18 protein-coding genes are annotated in these 17,528 nt (G+C 56.5%); 6 read left to right on the plus strand and 12 right to left on the minus strand.

Annotated features, from left to right (window positions below):
* Positions 1 to 307 precede the first annotated feature (307 nt).
* Positions 308 to 1,663 (plus strand): hypothetical protein, encoded by a 1,356-nt coding sequence (locus PAB09_RS08025; RefSeq protein WP_271033169.1) that lies wholly within the window; start codon positions 308 to 310, stop codon positions 1,661 to 1,663.
* Here the strand turns inward: PAB09_RS08025 and dapF are convergent.
* From dapF to PAB09_RS08040, 3 genes are all read right to left on the minus strand, one after another.
* Positions 1,660 to 2,553: a diaminopimelate epimerase gene (dapF, locus tag PAB09_RS08030; RefSeq protein WP_271033170.1), complete on the minus strand. Its 894-nt coding sequence runs from the start codon at positions 2,551 to 2,553 to the stop codon at positions 1,660 to 1,662. The genes PAB09_RS08025 and dapF overlap by 4 nt on opposite strands.
* Before the next feature lie 85 nt (positions 2,554 to 2,638).
* Positions 2,639 to 3,544 carry a tRNA (adenosine(37)-N6)-dimethylallyltransferase MiaA gene (miaA, locus tag PAB09_RS08035; RefSeq protein WP_271035339.1) on the minus strand — a complete coding sequence of 302 codons (906 nt, stop codon included), beginning with the start codon at positions 3,542 to 3,544 and terminating at the stop codon, positions 2,639 to 2,641.
* 437 nt (positions 3,545 to 3,981) lie between these two features.
* Complete coding sequence (locus PAB09_RS08040; protein ID WP_271033171.1) at positions 3,982 to 4,704, minus strand: hypothetical protein; 723 nt, start codon at positions 4,702 to 4,704, stop codon at positions 3,982 to 3,984.
* Between the two features lie 507 nt (positions 4,705 to 5,211).
* On the opposite strand from PAB09_RS08040, the gene PAB09_RS08045 reads away from it, so the two are divergent.
* The gene (locus PAB09_RS08045; protein WP_271033172.1) at positions 5,212 to 6,543 is read left to right on the plus strand and encodes a DUF349 domain-containing protein; all 1,332 of its coding nucleotides are present in this window, start codon (positions 5,212 to 5,214) and stop codon (positions 6,541 to 6,543) included.
* 72 nt (positions 6,544 to 6,615) lie between these two features.
* On the opposite strand, the gene PAB09_RS08050 is transcribed toward PAB09_RS08045, so the two are convergent.
* The 5 genes from PAB09_RS08050 to PAB09_RS08070 all read right to left on the minus strand — a co-directional run bounded on the left by PAB09_RS08050 (position 6,616) and on the right by PAB09_RS08070 (position 11,528).
* Positions 6,616 to 7,335: an Rv2732c family membrane protein gene (locus PAB09_RS08050; RefSeq protein ID WP_271033173.1), complete on the minus strand. Its 720-nt coding sequence runs from the start codon at positions 7,333 to 7,335 to the stop codon at positions 6,616 to 6,618.
* A 77-nt stretch (positions 7,336 to 7,412) separates the two neighbouring features.
* Positions 7,413 to 8,870: a tRNA (N6-isopentenyl adenosine(37)-C2)-methylthiotransferase MiaB gene (gene miaB / locus PAB09_RS08055; RefSeq protein WP_271035340.1), complete on the minus strand. Its 1,458-nt coding sequence runs from the start codon at positions 8,868 to 8,870 to the stop codon at positions 7,413 to 7,415.
* A 167-nt stretch (positions 8,871 to 9,037) separates the two neighbouring features.
* A complete protein-coding gene (gene recX, locus PAB09_RS08060; RefSeq protein ID WP_271033174.1) occupies positions 9,038 to 9,658 on the minus strand; it encodes a recombination regulator RecX in 621 nt (206 codons plus the stop codon).
* Positions 9,648 to 10,766, minus strand: a complete 1,119-nt coding sequence (gene recA, locus PAB09_RS08065) for a recombinase RecA (protein WP_271033175.1) — start codon at positions 10,764 to 10,766, stop codon at positions 9,648 to 9,650. The genes recX and recA overlap by 11 nt, the downstream gene beginning before the upstream one ends.
* A gap of 555 nt (positions 10,767 to 11,321) precedes the next feature.
* Complete coding sequence (locus PAB09_RS08070; RefSeq protein WP_271033176.1) at positions 11,322 to 11,528, minus strand: DUF3046 domain-containing protein; 207 nt, start codon at positions 11,526 to 11,528, stop codon at positions 11,322 to 11,324.
* 180 nt (positions 11,529 to 11,708) lie between these two features.
* Here PAB09_RS08070 and PAB09_RS08075 point away from each other — a divergent pair, with 180 nt between their 5' ends.
* From PAB09_RS08075 to PAB09_RS08085, 3 genes are all read left to right on the plus strand, one after another.
* The gene (locus PAB09_RS08075) at positions 11,709 to 12,260 is read left to right on the plus strand and encodes a biotin transporter BioY (RefSeq protein ID WP_271035341.1); all 552 of its coding nucleotides are present in this window, start codon (positions 11,709 to 11,711) and stop codon (positions 12,258 to 12,260) included.
* 248 nt (positions 12,261 to 12,508) lie between these two features.
* Entirely contained in the window at positions 12,509 to 13,198 is a 690-nt protein-coding gene (locus PAB09_RS08080; RefSeq protein ID WP_271033177.1) for an energy-coupling factor ABC transporter ATP-binding protein, read from the plus strand.
* A 3-nt stretch (positions 13,199 to 13,201) separates the two neighbouring features.
* A complete protein-coding gene (locus PAB09_RS08085; protein WP_271033178.1) occupies positions 13,202 to 13,813 on the plus strand; it encodes an energy-coupling factor transporter transmembrane component T family protein in 612 nt (203 codons plus the stop codon).
* 286 nt (positions 13,814 to 14,099) lie between these two features.
* Here the strand turns inward: PAB09_RS08085 and PAB09_RS08090 are convergent, their stop codons facing one another.
* The 4 genes from PAB09_RS08090 to pgsA all read right to left on the minus strand — a co-directional run bounded on the left by PAB09_RS08090 (position 14,100) and on the right by pgsA (position 16,905).
* Complete coding sequence (locus PAB09_RS08090) at positions 14,100 to 14,942, minus strand: PspA/IM30 family protein (protein ID WP_271033179.1); 843 nt, start codon at positions 14,940 to 14,942, stop codon at positions 14,100 to 14,102.
* 359 nt (positions 14,943 to 15,301) lie between these two features.
* Positions 15,302 to 15,631: a helix-turn-helix domain-containing protein gene (locus tag PAB09_RS08095; protein ID WP_271035342.1), complete on the minus strand. Its 330-nt coding sequence runs from the start codon at positions 15,629 to 15,631 to the stop codon at positions 15,302 to 15,304.
* 157 nt (positions 15,632 to 15,788) lie between these two features.
* Positions 15,789 to 16,283 carry a CinA family protein gene (locus PAB09_RS08100; protein ID WP_271033180.1) on the minus strand — a complete coding sequence of 165 codons (495 nt, stop codon included), beginning with the start codon at positions 16,281 to 16,283 and terminating at the stop codon, positions 15,789 to 15,791.
* A gap of 22 nt (positions 16,284 to 16,305) precedes the next feature.
* On the minus strand, positions 16,306 to 16,905 hold the full coding sequence (gene pgsA / locus PAB09_RS08105) for a CDP-diacylglycerol--glycerol-3-phosphate 3-phosphatidyltransferase (protein WP_271033181.1): 600 nt from the start codon (positions 16,903 to 16,905) through the stop codon (positions 16,306 to 16,308).
* Positions 16,906 to 17,083: 178 nt separating this feature from the next.
* On the opposite strand from pgsA, the gene PAB09_RS08110 reads away from it, so the two are divergent.
* Positions 17,084 to 17,374, plus strand: a complete 291-nt coding sequence (locus tag PAB09_RS08110) for a YciI family protein (RefSeq protein WP_271033182.1) — start codon at positions 17,084 to 17,086, stop codon at positions 17,372 to 17,374.
* Positions 17,375 to 17,528 lie beyond the last annotated feature (154 nt).

Here is a 17,528-nt window from a genome sequence, read left to right on the forward strand (position 1 = left end):
CCTTTGACATTTACGCAAATTGAGATTTCTCATTGTCAATTTTCATAAACATCATTGTTCCAACCCTTGACATGGGACCCCTTTCCATTAAGTATGGAACGTGGTAGTGATCTCCGACACAATCGGTGGACTGCCTTGTGTGACTCCCCCTTTCCACCCTGCTCATCGGCGCACCTTTTTCGAAAGCGACCTTTGCCGAACGCCCGATATGCCACCGCATCATGGGCCGGGTGCGCCTTGGCAGCAGCGGTTCCATAGAGCAAAAAGAGTGAACCGGAAAGGGCGGGCTGCGTTCCCCTTATTTCATATGCACGAAGGAAAGGCGAAAGAGGTGTATTCGTCTCTGATCTCGAATGACCATGGCGTCATTCACGTCCGCAATCACCACCACCTCGCAAATATCTCTCAGACGTTCCTTGACGCCTGTGCTGACGGCACTCTCATCAAGCTTTCCAGAGGTGGCTATACCTGGCGCGTGGATTATGAACAAAGTTCAGCCTGGGACCGGCATCGTTTCCGAATAGCGGCCACCGCTGCGGACTATAGTTCAGCCGTGGTGGTCGGCAATTCTGCAGGTATATGGCACCAGCTGTGGATCCATGATCCTTGTCCACAAGTCGTCGAAATTCACCGATTCAGCGCTCGTATTCGCACGCTGACGACCCTCAGGCTGGCCGATTCTCTGAGGAATCTCCACACCCCTGTCGGCGACCACGAAAAGACCATCGTCGACGGGGTCGCGGTGACGACAGTCGAGCGAACAATCCTCGATATCTGCCGAATTCACGGCCTAGCCCCAGCTTTCATCAGCCTATGCCACGCCCTGCGCCGAAAGATCACCACCAAGGAAAAGATGCGCGAGGCCTTCCACGCATGCACTTGGAACGACCATATCCCGCGCTTTTCCCAACTCATTGACCACGCCACCGGCCTCCATCGATTTCCCACCAGTGCCTACCTACACGCGCTTATCGTCGCTGAAGGATGCCTCACCGTCACCGGAATCGGCGAAGACGTCCTCCAAGTCAAGGAGCTGCGGCACCCCATCGCGCTTCGGGGCTCCGAATGCCGCGCCTACCAGGTATTCCTTGAATCACGAAGTTCCCGTTTAGAACTCCTAGACGCCACCCATCTCGATCCCGAGCATGGACTTATGGAATGGGACGAAAAAGAAAAATCCTCTCCAGCCGAGCAGGACTGCCGTGGCGATGGGCAATGCTTGGATTCCATCAATACCTCGCCACTTGACCGAATGCTCGCACAAAAATCAAAACTTGCCATCTCCATGGAGTTGGGAATCTCCCGCTCTCGCGTGGAAAGCGGAGACTTCGGCCTTCATGCACCACGGTGTCCCTTTGAATGCTGCGCCGATGACCTGATAGCGAATGCGCCTACTCCACCTGATACCACGGCGACGGATTGCAAGGAAACCTCATCTGCACAGGCCGCAACCCCCGAGTTCATCGAACTCGAGGATCTGGGCAATCGTTTCGAAGAATTGGACGAGTCCCTGTTTATCCACTGCTCTGCAGAAGACGTGTACAACAGGACAGCGCATCGACTCCTGTGTGCCCTGGCGGGGGTGGCGGAAAACCCAGAGCCAGTACACCTCACCACCAATGAATTTGGGCAGGTACTCGCCGAGCGTATTCAGCGATTCTAGATGGTTACTGTGCCTTCGGCCACAATCACCGAGGGTCCCGTCAACGTGGACTGGTCTCCATCGATGGTGACCTCCACGGTGCCCCCGGGGATGTGCACGGTCACCGTACCGTCGACCTGTCCGGCGTCGGCAAGCGCTGCCCGTGCTGCGGCGACGGTGCCGGTACCACAACTACGGGTTTCGCCTACTCCACGTTCGTAGACACGCATAGTGACCACGCCGTCGCTGAGTTCGGTGACAATTTCTACATTCACCCCTTCGGGGAAGAAATCTTTGTCAAAGACCGGTGCGACGAGGTTTAGCTCAGCCACGTCATTGGCGCCCCAGCCCGGCACCACACAGGCAAGGTGTGGATTTCCCATATCAACGCCCAAACCGGCGAACTTTGCCTCGCCAATGAAACAGGAAGAAACACCCGTGACCTTCGCCTCTCCCATTTCCACGGACACAGTGGCGCGGGTTGCAGAAGAATCCGTCACCTTGACCTTCTTGGCTCCGGCGCGGGTACCTACCAGGAACTCGTTTCTGTCAACCAGCCCACGCGAGTACACCCAGTGGGCGAACACCCGCGTACCATTGCCGCACATCTCCGCTACAGAACCGTCGGCGTTGTAATAGTCCATGAACCAATCATCACGCGAAAGCGCTGGGTCTGGGTCGGTGATGAGCCCAGCATCCACCAACGCGCCGACGGTTGAAACACGCAGCAATCCGTCGCCACCGATGCCTGCATGGCGATCGCACAGCGCAGCAATAAGCGCGAGATCTAAAGCGATGACGGCACTCTCATCGGGAATGATAACGAAGTCATTTTCCGTGCCGTGCCCTTTGGCAAAAGAAAGTCTCCGTACTTGCTTTTCGTCATGAGCATTGTGCTGTTGGTTCGTCATTCCACACAGTCTAGTGAGTTCGACGTCGTGGGCAAGTAGCCGACCAATGAAAGCCTCATTGCAGACGAGGCAGAATTGAGCAACACTAAGAAGCCTCCACACATTTCAAAGCCGCCGACAGTGTATCCCCGCCCGCGTTAAGCCACACCGTTCGGGGATCGCGCTTGAACCAGCTTCGTTGCCTGCGCACATATCGCCGGGTGCCTGTAATAGTGCGGTCGACGACCTCATCCCACGGCAAGTGTCCCTCTTGAGCCGCGAGAACCTGCGCGTAGCCGATGGCACGGCCAGCGGTCGAATGGGCAACGAGGCCATCTTCCTCCCGCAAACGCTCAACCTCGGCAACAAATCCCTGGTCAAACATCTTGTTCGTGCGGGTCTCAATCCGCGGATTCAACCACTCGGGAGTGGTTGCGAGGCCAAGGATGAGGGTATTCCAGCGAGGTGGCTGATCAATCGGCGGTTGACTGGCTTGGTATGGTTTCCCTGTGAGCTCGATTACTTCCAGAGCTCGCACGGTGCGACGCGGATCTTGATCCTCAATGATCCGAGCCGCCTCAGGATCTTTCTGGGCCAAAAGGTCATGAAGCGCGCCGACCCCGATTTCTTCGAGCTTTGCCTCCCACCGTGCGCGGACCGATGGATCGGTGGGCGGAAACTGCCAATCATCAACGAGCGCTTGAACATAGAGCATCGAACCGCCCACGAGTATGGGTCTTTTGCCACGCGCGATGATCTGTTCAACATCGGCGATTGCATCCTGTTGATAGCGGGCAACCGATGCAGTCTCGGTTACTTCCCACACGTCCAACTGGTAATGCGGGATGCCTTCGCGTTCCTCCTCGGTGAGTTTTGCCGTGCCAATATCCATGCCTTTGTAGAGCTGCATCGAATCGACGTTGACGATCTCTCCTCCCAATTGGTGTGCCAGCCCAACCCCAAGCCCGGATTTCCCGGAAGCCGTAGGCCCCACCACGGCAATCGGCCGCAGGTGGCTTGGGATTGGTCGACTTGCTGAAATTTCAGAAGCGTCGGCGCTTGACCATGTTGTCATCACCTGCTCCACCACCTTTCATTGGTTTCTCATCCCTTCATCGCTATTGTGCCGTCACAGACCCCATAAGCGCCCCCTGGGCTGCTTGAACCTCGCGCCTGCTCATTCAATACCAAGGCCCGTGTGGATTGTGACTTCCTGATCTGGCTCATTGACACCGCATGGTGTCCGGCCTCGGCCGGGTATTCACCACCGATTGCCAAATCACGCCCGTCCTGACCTGTTCGCAACCAATTCCGTCACTATCTTGCACCGCAAGCAGAAAGTTGTGATTCTTCCACATTGCCTATCCGTGCAATGCACACCTAGGACTCCCCTTTCACCACGGCGCAGCTTTCGATACTTCTTATCGTTGTGACCTCAATGACCGCTGCCTACGCTACGTGATGTGAGTCAAAGCGCGGAAGTTCCCACACGGCAACAAACCTTCCCACCCCGTGCGCAATGTGCTCATTTAAGAGCCGACAGCGCAGAGTGCTTTCCGACGCAGCACCGGCGCCCGCGTCCCCGATATTGCCAGTGTGTTGCGACAGCAGGCATGCAGCCTCCACCCACAAGCGTGGATCGATGATTCCTCCTTCGCGCAAGTGCCCTTCGAGATTCGACATACGCGCGGAGAATTCACCTCCGCCGGCTTGGGTGATCTCATCCCATGGATGACTCAGTTTGCCGGCCAACAGCTCGCCGCAGGCGCGGTGGATGGCTGGCGCGGTTTCCACTAGCGATAAAGGAGCCCTGGGATCAAGACCGGCTGAACCATCGAGAACTACCACGGTGAGCCGCCCCGGAGCCGGCTGGCCGATGCGCGAGCGCGAATCGGCCACCTTGCCGGACCAAGCGGGTCCCAGCAGGTAGGCGGCGATGAGTTCCGGAAGGTAGTTGCCGAAACCAACGGTGACATCCACGCCCCACGCCCGAAATGAGCCGGTGTGGGCAGTATACAGACTCTGGTCGCGGGCACCTACAACGTCGATGGCACCTGGTTGCCACTGGTCGAGGACCTTGTGCACGCAGGTACGGACCGTCGCCGCGGCAGTATCCGTGGGCGAGAGTTCAGGCACAAGAGCGGGGGAACCGGGTACAAAAAGCAAAGTCATAATTGTTCCTGATTATAGCGCCAACGCACGCACGCAGACCGGCCTCCACCACAATCGCAACTTCTGTCGCTACGCATATTCTAGGCACACTATCGGCCGCAAACAGGCGCGGGACCTACCGAAAACGGTCGATGCAACGTCGGCAAGCGAAGACTCACCGAGGCACCTCCCTCGTCGCGGGAAAACTCTCCGGCCAAATTATTCGCCACTTGATTACTGCAAAAGACAATCAATGCGACCTCATTGGCGGTGAAATCTTATTAATAAGCACTGGTCAACTGCAACTATCTTCAGTGCCGACCATCATTATCAACGCCAAGCGGCCAGCACGCTCGGAGCCAGCACCCTTATCCTGCCTTTATGCTGACAATACCTGAGGATTCGCGGTATCTTTTTATGTAGGTGTTTTTGGCCGTGCCCGAATTTATTGCCGTGGGTGCGGCTTCACCCTTTGATAATACTTTGGCAGTCACGTCGCGTGACACCTTCGAGATAAGGAAACTGAACATGAGCACTCCTTCCGCACCGAAGCCAGGCCCACGCCCAGGAGCAAAGCCCGGTCCTCGCCCAGGAGCCGCCGCTGCCGCGCGCCCCAGCGCCGTCGCCCAGCCGTCTAAGGCAACGAACCCATCTGCCTTCGGCCGCATCGCGGAAGACGGATCGGTCTTCCTCATCACCAAAGATGGTGAGCGAATGATCGGTTCTTGGCAGGCCGGAACCCCGGAGGAAGGACTTGCCCACTACGCGGCCCGCTTCGATGATCTCGTCACCGAGGTTGAACTTCTCGAAGCACGCGTGGAAAGCCACCCCGGCGACGCAGAGCACATCAAGTCAAAGGCTCAGGAACTGCTGGAGACCCTTCCCACCGCTACCGTCATCGGGGACATCGCCGCCGTTGAAAAGCGCCTCAGCGCCATCATCAGTGGCGCTGACGAAGCCGGCGAGCGGGCGAAGGAAGAAAAGCAGGCTCGCCGTGCTGAGGCGATTGCCAAGAAGGAGCAGCTCGCCGCGGAAGCGGAGGAGATCGCCGAAAAATCCACGGATTGGAAGGAAGCCGGCGACCGGATCCGCGAAATCCTCGACGAATGGAAGAAGATCCGCGGCATCGATCGCAAGACCGATGACGCCCTGTGGAAGCGCTACTCGCGTGCCCGTGACTCCTTCAATCGCCGTCGTGGCTCCCACTTTGCGGAGTTGGATCGCAGTCGCGCCGCGGCCCGAAGAGTAAAAGAAGAGATCGTCGCACGAGCCGAGGAACTCAAAGTTTCTACCGATTGGAACGAAACCGCTCGCGCTTTCCGCGACCTGATGAAGGAATGGAAGCAGGCCGGGCGCGCACCGCGTGACATTGATGACAAGTTGTGGGCCGCATTCAAGGGCGCTCAAGACTACTTCTTCAACGCACGTAATGAACTCAACGATCAGCGTGAGCGCGAATTCGAGGCCAACGCGGAGGCCAAGGACGCCCTCATCGCCGAATACGATTCTCAAATCGACCCGGCCCACGGGCTCGATGCCGCCCGCGCAAAGCTGCGTGAGCTCCAGGAAAAGTGGGAAGAGATCGGCTATGTTCCGCGTGAGCGTGTCCGCGAATTTGAGGAGAAGATCCACTCCATCGAGGCTCGGGTCGAAAACGCTGCCAATGCCCAGTGGCGCCGCACCGACCCGGAGGTCCAGGCTCGTGTTGCCCAATTCGTAGCCAAGGTCAAGGAGTTCGAAGCTCAGGCGGAGGCCATGGCGAAGAAGGGAAACACCAAGAAGGCTGAAGAGCTGCGTGCACAGGCAGCTCAGTGGCAAGAGTGGGCAGACGCCGCCGAGAAGGCAGCAGACAACCTCTGATTCCACTAGGCGACAAAAACGCTCCGTCCTTTCAGGCGGAGCGTTTTTGTATAGTTTTAGGCGCGTGTGAAACTACTGTTGAGGCTTATGCGCATCCTGACCAGCGGTGCGCTTGCGCTTGCCTGCGGCTTGCTGGCGCCGGTTATCGATGAGCAGCGGATTGGTCTCATTCGTATTCGCTCCCCTGCTGGTAAGCCTTTCACGCTGCACGAGGGCGACCTCGTCCAGGTTGACGTGTGCAGCGCGCTGCGCTGCCCATTCCCTTTGCTCATCGGATCGAGCAAACACAGTGCAGCTCAATGCGTAAACTTGGACAATCACAGCTGCTACCTCGATGTAGAACCCATAGGAAACGCCCGCGGCTCCGTCTACTTCCGCGCTCTGCATGCGCATCCAAAGCCCCAGAAGACTCGTCAGCAATGCCATGCCTGTGAGTGCAAATCCAAAGTTGGCAAACACAGTCCGCTTTGTCAGAAGCAGAAGTCCGTTGAGCAACACCACAGATATGCTGCCTAGAAAAACGAAGACATACTCGGCAATTTTGATTCCGGCTTCGTGACTGGCTGGGGTAAAGAAAAGCACATCGTAGCCCTTGATGCTTCCTGCATGCGGCAAGAACAAGGAAAGGACAAAGACAACAAAAGTGCCCATCAGGTAAAAGCGATAATGCCCAAGTTCAATGCGAGCCGCGGCCGTCTTTTCCTTCTTTGCTAGCTCATCGGGACTATTCATCGATTGAGTATCGGCTGCGTCGGCCACGCCACGCCCCTTTTTTTCACTGGCTTCAGCCACGTTCGAAAACCACTTTCGCTTTGGAGTCTCCCACCGCTTAGCGAAGCGTGTCGCGCCCGCGGTGTCTTTCTTCAACCCTAACAACCGCAGGCGTCGTTGGCAGGCTTGGCCGTCGGTGCACCGATTCTTGGAAGTCCGAGCCCAACCCCAACCGGGGCGGTCGTAGGAACCTTTCCGATCTCGGAGTTATCCCCCGCCTTGGTGCGTCGGTGGGAAAGCACTCCCTCGTCGGCAAGCAAGAAATGCGGAGCTGCACCCGTAATCGTCACGGTCACCACATCGCCGGGGCGAATCGAATCATCGATCAAGCCTTCCGGCGCGAAGTGGACGAGGCGACCATCGCGCGCGCGACCGGTCATGCGATGGGTCTCGCCGTTCTTGCGCCCACCGTCAGCCTGAACCAAAAGCTCTGCTTGAGTACCGATGAGCTTTTGATTTTCCTCGAGGCTGATTCGCTCCTGCAGCGCCAAGAGACGCTCATAACGCTCTTGCACCACTTCCTTCGGGATCTGGTTCTCATATTCTGCCGCCGGGGTACCGGGCCGCGGGCTGTATTGGAAGGTGTAAGCGCTCGTAAAGCGAGCCTTTTCCACCACATCGAGTGTGGCCTGAAAATCTTCCTCTGTTTCTCCGGGGAAACCGACGATGATGTCTGTGGTGATCGATGCGTGCGGAATCTTCTGGCGCACCTCGTCGAGAATTCCAAGGAATTTAGCCGAGCGGTAGGAGCGACGCATCTCCTTGAGCACCTTGTCCGAGCCGGACTGCAGGGGCATGTGCAGCTGCGGGCACACGTTAGGGGTTTGAGCCATAGCGTCAATAACGTCCGAGGTGAACTCGGCCGGGTGTGGGCTGGTAAAACGCAGGCGCTCCAACCCCTCGATCTCACCGCAAGCCCGGAGGAGTTTGGAGAACGCGCTGCGGTCGCGCTCTAGTTCGGGGTCAACGAAATTCACCCCGTAGGCATTCACGTTCTGCCCGAGCAGGGTGATTTCGGAAACCCCCTGGTCGACAAGGGCCTGTACCTCCGCAAGGATATCGCCCGGGCGGCGGTCTTGTTCCTTACCTCGAAGGCTAGGCACGATGCAGAACGTGCAGGTGTTGTTGCACCCCACAGAAACAGAGACCCACCCCGCGTAGGCGGATTCGCGCTTGGCGGGAAGCACCGAGGGGAACTGTTCGAGGGAGTCCACGATCTCCACCTCGGCCTTGTGGTTGTGGGAGGCACGATCGAGCAAGGCTGGTAGAGAACCAATGTTGTGGGTGCCGAAAACCACATCCACCCACGGGGCTTTCTTGACTACGACGTCCTTGTCTTTTTGAGCCAAGCATCCGCCTACAGCAATCTGCATGCCCTGGTGTTCCTTTTTCACCTGGCGCAGTTGTCCTAAGGTGCCATAAAGACGCATGTCAGCGTTCTCGCGCACAGCACAAGTGTTGAATACCACGAGGTCTGCTTGCTCACCCTTGGCGGCTGGCTCATAGCCAGCTTCTTCGAGGAGGCCGGATAGACGCTCCGAATCGTGAACATTCATCTGGCAGCCAAATGTGCGCACCTCGTAGGTGCGGGGGTTGGCCTGGTCTTGCTGGGGCTGGGTAGTGTCCGCGGATGTTTGCACGTCGGACAATTCTAGCCCTCTTCATTAAGGAATGCCTAAACCCGCGTCAGGCTAGTCAGTTACCCGGGGCGGGTATCGGTATGTTAGGCGCTGATGGCCTCCAGGCGGGCGTCGATCGCCTCCTTGGAGACTCGGATGCTTAGTCCTGAGCCGAAGCCGCGACGGGCAAGCATTCCCACGACACGACGCAGAATCTTGTCGTATTCTGCACCATTTGCCGGCACAGCCTTAATGCTTCGTGCTTTTTTCTCGGCTAACTGCCGTGCCATCTCGAATTCGTCATCATCGCTGATCTGTTTCAGCGCCTCAGCGCGTTGGGCGACCCCAACCCCTTTTTCCTTAAGTTCAAGGGAAAGCGCCTTACGCGACTTCCCTCGTCGAGCATGACGTTGACGTACCCACTCAGTGGCAAAGGCTTGGTCGTCGAGGAGACCACAATCGCGGAGATCATCTAGAACCTCATCGATGGTTATGGGGTCAAACTCCAGTGCCGCCAGCCTTTTACGCAGCTCTTCGCGGGATCGTCCGCGCTGATCGAGCAACAGAAGCGCGCGGTTGCGAACTTTTGCTTTGTCCTCTTCCTTGTGGGAGTCGAAAAAATCAGACTCCCCCGGCGTGAAGTTTTCCAGCGCTTCTCGAAGCCTTTCAATCTTTGCTGCGTGAGTTGCAGGCTCCGAAGGATAGTTTTGTTCTCTACTCTTCATCTTCGTCGTCGTCGTCGAAGTCGACGTTTGGAATCATATCCACCGGCTCATCCGTCAGCGCATCATCGGCGTTGGCAAACTCACCGATCCCGAGCTTTTTAAAGATCTTCTCCTCAATCTCGTCGGCCAACTCCGGAGTCTCCTTGAGATAGAGGCGTACCTTTTCCTTGCCTTGTCCAAGTTGATCGCCTTCGTAGGTAAACCACGAACCGGACTTCTTGATAATGCCGTGGTCAACACCGAGATCGATGATGGAAGACTCCCGAGAAATGCCCTCGCCGTACATGATGTCGAACTCGGCAACCTTAAATGGTGGCGAAACCTTGTTCTTGACCACTTTCAGCTTGGTCCTGTTGCCGATAGCATCCTGTCCATCCTTCAGAGTTTGAATACGGCGCACATCGCAGCGAACGGAAGCGTAGAACTTCAATGCCTTGCCACCAGTGGTGGTTTCAGGTGAACCGAACATCACGCCAATCTTTTCACGAAGCTGGTTGATAAAGATTGCGGTGGTACCCGAGTTGTACAAAGCGCCGGTCATCTTTCGCAACGCCTGGCTCATGAGGCGGGCCTGAAGACCAACGTGGCTATCGCCCATTTCTCCTTCGATTTCAGCCTTCGGGGTCAGCGCCGCAACGGAGTCGATCACGATGATATCGATAGCACCAGATCGTACGAGCATATCGGCGATCTCCAGCGCCTGCTCACCGGTATCCGGCTGGGAAACGAGCAATGCATCCGTGTCAACGCCCAACTTGCGTGCATAGTCTGGATCCAGGGCGTGCTCGGCGTCGATGAAGGCTGCGATACCGCCCCCCTTTTGCGCCTGAGCAATGGCATGCAGCGCCACGGTGGTCTTACCAGAGGATTCAGGCCCATAGATCTCCACGATTCGACCACGCGGGAAGCCACCAATTCCTAGGGCGACGTCGATCGCAGTATTACCAGAGGAAATTGCCTGGATCGGCGGGCGGTTCTCATCACCCAGGCGCATGACGGCGCCCTTGCCGAAATCCTTTTCAATCATTGTTAATGCGGCATCGAGCGCCTTCTTGCGGTCATCAGACGAAGATGGGATTGCTGATTTGCTGTTCTTCTTGGCAGCCATGAAGTCTCCTTGTTTGTCTTTCGTTTATTTCTAACTTCTTCTCAATGAATAAATTGTCCGTGCTCTCTGGGAAACGCAGAGCACATTCGGGCGTTTGCGCAGCGTCATTGAAACTGCACGAGGTCACCTCAATTTATGAAAGTCCAACCCGCTGCCCTCTTTAGACGAGGAAACACTGCATTTGGCTCCCTCGAGGCGACGATTTTTATTGCCACATTCCTCTCGTATGGTGTCTTCACAAAGCCTGTTTACACCACAAACATCCTCAGCAACAGACTGGTGACTGCACCACCGAAATCTTGCGTGCACCTTCGGTTTTCACGCCTCCAAGCGGAGAACGTTTCCTGCAGCGTGTTGTTTTCGAGGTTTATCCTAGCTAGACATTTCCCACACCCATAAGATACACGCACATTTGTTCGATTTTCAAAAATTCGAACATTCTTTTTCGAAAGCTCGTTGCCCATTTAACTTCGATAAACACCGAGCGATCCCACGGCTCCAAATACTTCCAGATGTCCATCCTCGAAAACGAGAACCTCCATCAAAAATAAGACCTCAATCATCCCTTCCGAGTTGACGATCTTCGGGGATATGGAAGTCTCGACATAGGCCCCACCATACTTCACGCAGGTCCGCCCCCGATTCGATGAGCTCGTTGGCGGTTTTTCCGGTACCACTAATGACGTGCGAGTCAAGAATCCACGCCCCTCTGGACGTTCCAAATTCGTCTTCCACCAACTGTTCAAAATTCGACAGGCGCATGCAGCCATCTTAACGAGTTCACATCTCTTCACGCGATTACCCATAAGCGATGCGCCATGCGAGCGTGATTGTATGACTTAAAAGACTGTGCTTGAACAACGTTTAGTTTTCGGTGCGGGCACGTGTAAAATTCCTCGAGTGTCTACCTCAACTACCACAAACGCAAACGCACGCTCAAGGATGCGGCTTACTGATTTGGCCTACATCGCGGTCTTTGCCGCATTGATTATCGTCTTGGCTTTCGTCTCCATCCCCGTCGGCACCGCCGGCGTCCCGATCGTCATGCAAAATGCCGCCATCATCTTGGCGGGTCTGCTTCTCGGCGGTCGCCGCGGTTTCCTCACTGCGGCTTTGTTCCTCCTTCTCGGACTGCTTGGCTTGCCCGTGCTGGCTGGAGGCAAGTCCGTGATCGCAGCCCTGCCGGGGCCAACTGTCGGGTACCTCGTCGGCTATCTCATTTCACCTTTCGTGGCAGGTGTCATCGCCTACGCCGCACCCAAGAAAAAGAAGGGAATGCTCATCGGCTACCTCGTCTTAGGCGGTGTTGTCGCATTGGCCGTCCAGTACACCTGCGGTGCTATTGGTCTTGCGCTGCGCATGGGTATGGAATGGGGCGCAGCCTTTGCCGCACAGCTCGCATTCATCCCGATGGACAGCCTCAAGCTCGTCGTCGCCGTCATCATTGCTATCGGCGTCCACTCGGCATTCCCCGACTTGCGCAACAAGGCATAGGGCTTGTCCTAATCTCCTCAGCATGAAGCTAGGTTCAACGCGCGTGTTAGGCTGTGCCGCACGCGCCTTTTTGCCCGCTTGACGACGTCTTCCGCGCCACAACAGGCATTGTTTCCTTATCCCCTTACCGTCGCTTCCGCGGACTGCACCCTTGCTTATCTCCCCTGCTTCACTAGTGCCATGGGGCGAGGAACCGAGTCACGCGGGCGGTGTTGCTAGATAAAGTAAAGGCAGTAAAGACAAAACCGATGAGTACGGTCACTTTCACCGGCGTCAACGTCGCATTCGATGAACTCCAGGTTCTCAGCAACATCAACTTGACCCTGACAGAGCGTCGAATTGGGATCATCGGCGCCAATGGCGGCGGAAAATCCACTCTGGTTCGACTCATTAATGGCTTGGCCGACCCAACCTCCGGATCGGTTTCCGTCGATGGTTTGGATGTCGCTGCAAAGGGCAAGGAGGTGCGCCGCAAGGTCGGCTTTGTCTTTTCTGACGCTGAAAATCAAATCGTCATGCCAACCGTTGCCGATGACATCGCCTTCTCACTTCGACGAATGAAACTGCCGAAGGAAGAAAAGAAACAACGAGTGGCACACATGCTCAAGCGCTTCGGACTAGAAAACCACGCCGATCATTCCCCGCATCAGCTCTCGGGCGGGCAAAAGCAGCTGCTTGCGCTAGCGAGCGTATTGATCCTAGAACCCGACCTCATCATCGCGGACGAACCGACGACGTTGCTGGATATGATCAACCGACGCAAAATCAGCCGCGTCTTTGCCGAATTGGATCAGCAACTTATCGTGGTCACCCATGACCTGGACTTCCTCACCGGGTTTGACCGTGTGCTGTGCATCGACGACCACCACGTCGTTGCCGACGGCGCGCCGGATGAAGTCATTGGCTATTACGAAAAGCTCATGGAGTCGAGGGCCTAAGAAATGAAGAATATCCCGCTCGGAGTATACGTTCCAGGATCTTCCTTCATTCACCGGATGCCGCCGCTGTGGAAATTTGGGCTCTTGCTCGCCTTCATCATCAGCACCTCGCTATTGGTGAAGAATCCGCTTATCGCGCTTGGCCTGGTGGTCTTTGCGGCGATTGTATACCTGTGCGCGCGCATCCCAATGAAGGTGGCGTGGGGTCAGTTATGGCCGCCGCTGCCGCTTCTGGCGTTCCTCGCTGCCTTCCAGTGGTGGCAAAAAGGTCTCATGTTTGCCGCTAATGTGACGCTTGTGGTTTACGCAGCCCTCATGATGGCGATGCTGCTTACACTGACCACTCAGCTCTCCGAGATGATGACCGCCTTCGAGAAGGCTTTGGCTCCCTTCGAGAAGTTCGGGTTGCCTGTAGAGACCATCGTCCTAGCGCTGTCGCTTACGCTTCGCCTGATCCCATTGATGTTGGGAACCGTCAACGAAGTTCTTGATGCCAGAAAGGCCCGCGGGGCCGGCTTTTCCATCGCCGCCTTTGGCACGCCGGTCATCATTCGTTCTATTCGGCGCGCCCGTGCTATTGCGGATGCCCTCATGGCACGAGGGGCAGGCGACTAGCCAATTCAGCAAAACCCTGCTTGTACCGCCACCGAAGACACTATCGAACTTTGGGGGCAACAATCTCGGTAAAAGAAAAAGCGGTGCTGCGTTGCCGACAATTGCTTGCCGACGCCAAGGTTGCTCGATGGCTCGGAGGCGCTTGAGTCACCATCTTTGTTCCAGGCGTCCATATTTGCATGAACAATCGGTGTGTGGGCATACAAAAGCCGCTGTGTCCAGCGCTTTGAATAAAAGAGTTGGCCACAGCGGGAATCAGCTTCACACCCAGCTGAAGTGCGGTTTGTCAGGCTTCACCACGCAACTCGCGAAGCTTTTGTGCCACGGCGTCATCCGCCGCGCTGGGAGCTGGGGCCTGCTCAGACGCGCCCGTAATTGCTTGCTGTGTGGAGGAAGTACCTGCGTTGAGCTGACCGGACATTTCGGCGCGAATCTGCTCCAGGCGGGAGTGTCCGGCTAGCTGTACGCCGGCCTGCTCGATCTCGGCCATGCGCCCCTGGACGGAATTTTGAGCCAACTCGGCGGAACCGAGGGCGTTTGCGTAGCGGCGCTCAATCTTCTCGCGAACCTGGTCGAGATTAGGAGTGTCACGGTTGGTAATGGAGCTCATCGACTGGATGGACTCGGCGACCTTCTCCTGCATCTTGGCCTGCTCTAGCTGGCTGAGCAGCTTCGTGCGCTCTGCAACCTTCTGCTGCAACGCCATGGAGTTACGCTCGACAGCCTTCTTGGCTGCGTCGGCCTGCTGCAGGGCCTGGTCGTGCAGCTTCTTGGTATCCTCAACGCCTTGTTCTGCGGTGACGAGCTGAGCAGCGAAAGCCTCTGCGGCGTTCTCGTATTCCGTGGCCTTGGCAAGGTCACCTTCACCACGTGCCTTATCGGAAAGCTGAAGTGCCTGACGAACATTGCCCTGGAGCTTCTCGATTTCAGCCAGACGGCGGTTTAGCTGCATTTCAAGCTGACGCTGGTTACCGATCACGGCAGCTGCTTGCTGGGACAGCTCCTGGTGCTGGCGCTGTGCATCCTCGATTGCCTGCTGAATTTGAACCTTCGGGTCCGCATTTTCGTCAATCTTGGAATCGAACAAAGCCATTAAGTATTTCCAAGCTTTAGAAAATGGATTCGCCATTATTGTGGCACCTTTCGCCGTCGTCGTAGTGATCTCTCCTCAGCATAGTGGAGAAACTGCCAGATCGTCTCCCATGAGACGCTGGCGGAAGCAAAATTGGCCTTGATTTGCTCAAGGTATGAAGATGATGACCACCACACCTTGTGTAGCGGATTTGAGTACTAGGATGAACTGCCTGACAACTACAGGAATTCCCGTGTCACGACTTGTTTCACAGCCAAGCTCGTTCCCACCGGTGTGTTTAGGGACCAGAACCTGAGCAGACTCGGGGATACGCATGTCCGAGGCCTTTCCCTAGGTTGCAGAGCGGATCTGGGGTGTTTGGATGCGCCTCGTCGTCCGCTAATCGCGGTACGTGGCTAAACGCGAACCGCGCTTGCGAGATCTGCCTCCGCGGAACGCACGGCCATTGATCCTGCGGCCTCGATGAGGACATCGGAAACGCTGGCCCCGAGCGCGTGGCAAACGGAAGCGAGAATTTCCGAAGACACTTCTTTGCGCCCGCGCTCTAGTTCGGAGAGATAGCCTGGGGACACTCGTGAGGCCTCTGCGAGCTCACGAAGCGTTATCCCCTTGTCAGCACGGAATGCACGTAAAGCTGCGCCGAGTGCCTCCCGCAACAACGGCTCCGGGGTAGAAACCTTGTGTGCGGTGACCGGCTTGTCGAGTACTGCGGTATATTTCATCATCACTTAGCCCAACGGCCCTTAACTTAAAATTGTTCCCCGGCCATTTCGCAAACTTTTCGAACGCCTTTGTGCGCACCTTTTCTCGATGCCGCAATCTGCCCGCCGCGGTGTATTGCCCTTCCGACTTTTGAAAGTGGCCGCGCATGTCGCCAAGCTGTCACAGCAGTGAAAGTACGAAATCGATGGCCAGTCCAACAGAGTCTTGGCGAATCTTTGCCCGTTCCCCACTCAGAAACTCCGGCGCGCCCAAACGTACGGCAACCGCCTGCTCAGAGCTATGACCTGCAAAGGCCACGCCGCACCATACCTCGCCAACCGGGTGACCGTCTTGCGGATCCGGACCGGCAACACCGGTAAGGGAAACCCCAATGTCGCTACCGCAGGCTACTAGCGCGCCAAGTGCCATCTCTTTTGCACATTGTTCCGACACAGGCCCCACTGAGTCCAAGGTCGCCTGGTCGACGTCGGCAAGCACATGCTTGAGCCGAGTCGCATAGGTAATCAAGCCACCCTGCAGCACTGCGCTAGCCCCTGGAACATTGGCGATAGTGGCCGACAGCAGCCCCGCGGTCAACGACTCGCAGGTCGCGATTGTCAACCCCTTTTGCGCAAGAGTAGGAACGAGGAGGAATTCAGTTCCTTGGCATGTCATGACCGACCCCTAAAAGTTTTTCCTAGCTCGTTTGCTGAAGCTTGCGGGAATCAACGAGGTACTGAATGCCGGTGACCACGGTGACAATGGTCGCAGCGATGAGGACGAGCAGACGTGGAATCTCCATCCAGTCCGGCAGCGGGCATAGGTACAGGCCCATGGCCAAGGACTGTAGTGCGGTCTTGAGTTTGCCACCTTTAGACGCGGGGACGACATTTCCGCGCCGCAGTTCCACCATGCGCCACAAGGTGATACCAAGCTCGCGCACGACGATAATGATGGTAAACCAATAGGAGAAGGCACCGACGATGTTTAGACACACCAGGGCTGTGGTCATCAGCGCCTTGTCAGCGATCGGATCGGCGATTTTGCCGAAGTCGGTGACTAGACCTCGCGCGCGTGCGATATCTCCGTCGAGCTTGTCCGTAATCATCAAGACGACGAAACAAATGAAAGCAGCCCACATCCATCCGGTATGGATGTTATCCGCACGCAGGACAAGCCAGGCGAACAGTGGGATCGCGATAATGCGCACGCTGGTTAAGACGTTGGGGAGGTTCCAATTCGATGGCTTGGGCTCTTCATGATTCGTCTTGGACGTGTTCGGACTGTTGTGGCTCACGTTCTACAACCCTACCTTGCCTGCCCGCACTTGGGGTACGCCTAACCCAAAGGCGCAGCGTTTAATTAACGATGCTGCACCGTTCATTTCCCAGCACCTGGTTGTGGCGTCGTACGCGGACACATGCACCGCATCCAAAACCGGCACCAGGGCTTTCCACATGGATAGACTAGAGGGCGTGACTACTTACGCAGTGATTTATGACTACGACGCTGACAGCGAAGACATCGTCAACATCCGCCCGCGCCACCGCGAGTTTTTGGGACAGCTCAAGGAAGAAGGCAAGCTCATCGGCTCCGGCCCCTTCACCGACGGAGAGGGCGATGCGCTCATCGTTATCCGCTTGGCTGACGACTCCACCCTCGACGATGCCTACGCGCTGATGGATCAGGATCCTTTCTGGGTGGAAAATGCGCTCAACGGACGCACAATCCACACGTGGAATCCTGTCATCAACATCTGGGACTGAGCCCTACCTCGGCGATACCCCCACACACCGGTATCCCTCGACATGCCAGTTATGATTCGCGGCCGGTCGGACTGTGGGCGACCACTTGAAAAGTGATCAGCAAACGGTTGAATAAAAGATTGCTTGAATTCATCAATTGCCCGGTTGAACATGG

This window comes from Corynebacterium sp. SCR221107 (assembly GCF_027886475.1).
In the GTDB taxonomy this organism is placed as follows: domain Bacteria; phylum Actinomycetota; class Actinomycetes; order Mycobacteriales; family Mycobacteriaceae; genus Corynebacterium.

Bases quoted from the DNA above. Each gene is read 5' to 3' on its own strand.
- PAB09_RS08025 (WP_271033169.1), top strand. From the start codon at position 308: ATGCACGAAGGAAAGGCGAAAGAGGTGTATTCGTCTCTGATCTCGAAT.
- dapF (WP_271033170.1), bottom strand. From the start codon at position 2,553: ATGACGAACCAACAGCACAATGCTCATGACGAAAAGCAAGTACGGAGA.
- PAB09_RS08040 (WP_271033171.1), bottom strand. From the start codon at position 4,704: ATGACTTTGCTTTTTGTACCCGGTTCCCCCGCTCTTGTGCCTGAACTC.
- PAB09_RS08045 (WP_271033172.1), top strand. From the start codon at position 5,212: ATGAGCACTCCTTCCGCACCGAAGCCAGGCCCACGCCCAGGAGCAAAG.
- miaB (WP_271035340.1), bottom strand. From the start codon at position 8,870: ATGAATGTTCACGATTCGGAGCGTCTATCCGGCCTCCTCGAAGAAGCT.
- recX (WP_271033174.1), bottom strand. From the start codon at position 9,658: ATGAAGAGTAGAGAACAAAACTATCCTTCGGAGCCTGCAACTCACGCA.
- recA (WP_271033175.1), bottom strand. From the start codon at position 10,766: ATGGCTGCCAAGAAGAACAGCAAATCAGCAATCCCATCTTCGTCTGAT.
- PAB09_RS08070 (WP_271033176.1), bottom strand. From the start codon at position 11,528: ATGCGCCTGTCGAATTTTGAACAGTTGGTGGAAGACGAATTTGGAACG.
- PAB09_RS08075 (WP_271035341.1), top strand. From the start codon at position 11,709: ATGCGGCTTACTGATTTGGCCTACATCGCGGTCTTTGCCGCATTGATT.
- PAB09_RS08080 (WP_271033177.1), top strand. From the start codon at position 12,509: ATGAGTACGGTCACTTTCACCGGCGTCAACGTCGCATTCGATGAACTC.
- PAB09_RS08085 (WP_271033178.1), top strand. From the start codon at position 13,202: ATGAAGAATATCCCGCTCGGAGTATACGTTCCAGGATCTTCCTTCATT.
- PAB09_RS08090 (WP_271033179.1), bottom strand. From the start codon at position 14,942: ATGGCGAATCCATTTTCTAAAGCTTGGAAATACTTAATGGCTTTGTTC.
- PAB09_RS08095 (WP_271035342.1), bottom strand. From the start codon at position 15,631: ATGATGAAATATACCGCAGTACTCGACAAGCCGGTCACCGCACACAAG.
- PAB09_RS08100 (WP_271033180.1), bottom strand. From the start codon at position 16,283: ATGACATGCCAAGGAACTGAATTCCTCCTCGTTCCTACTCTTGCGCAA.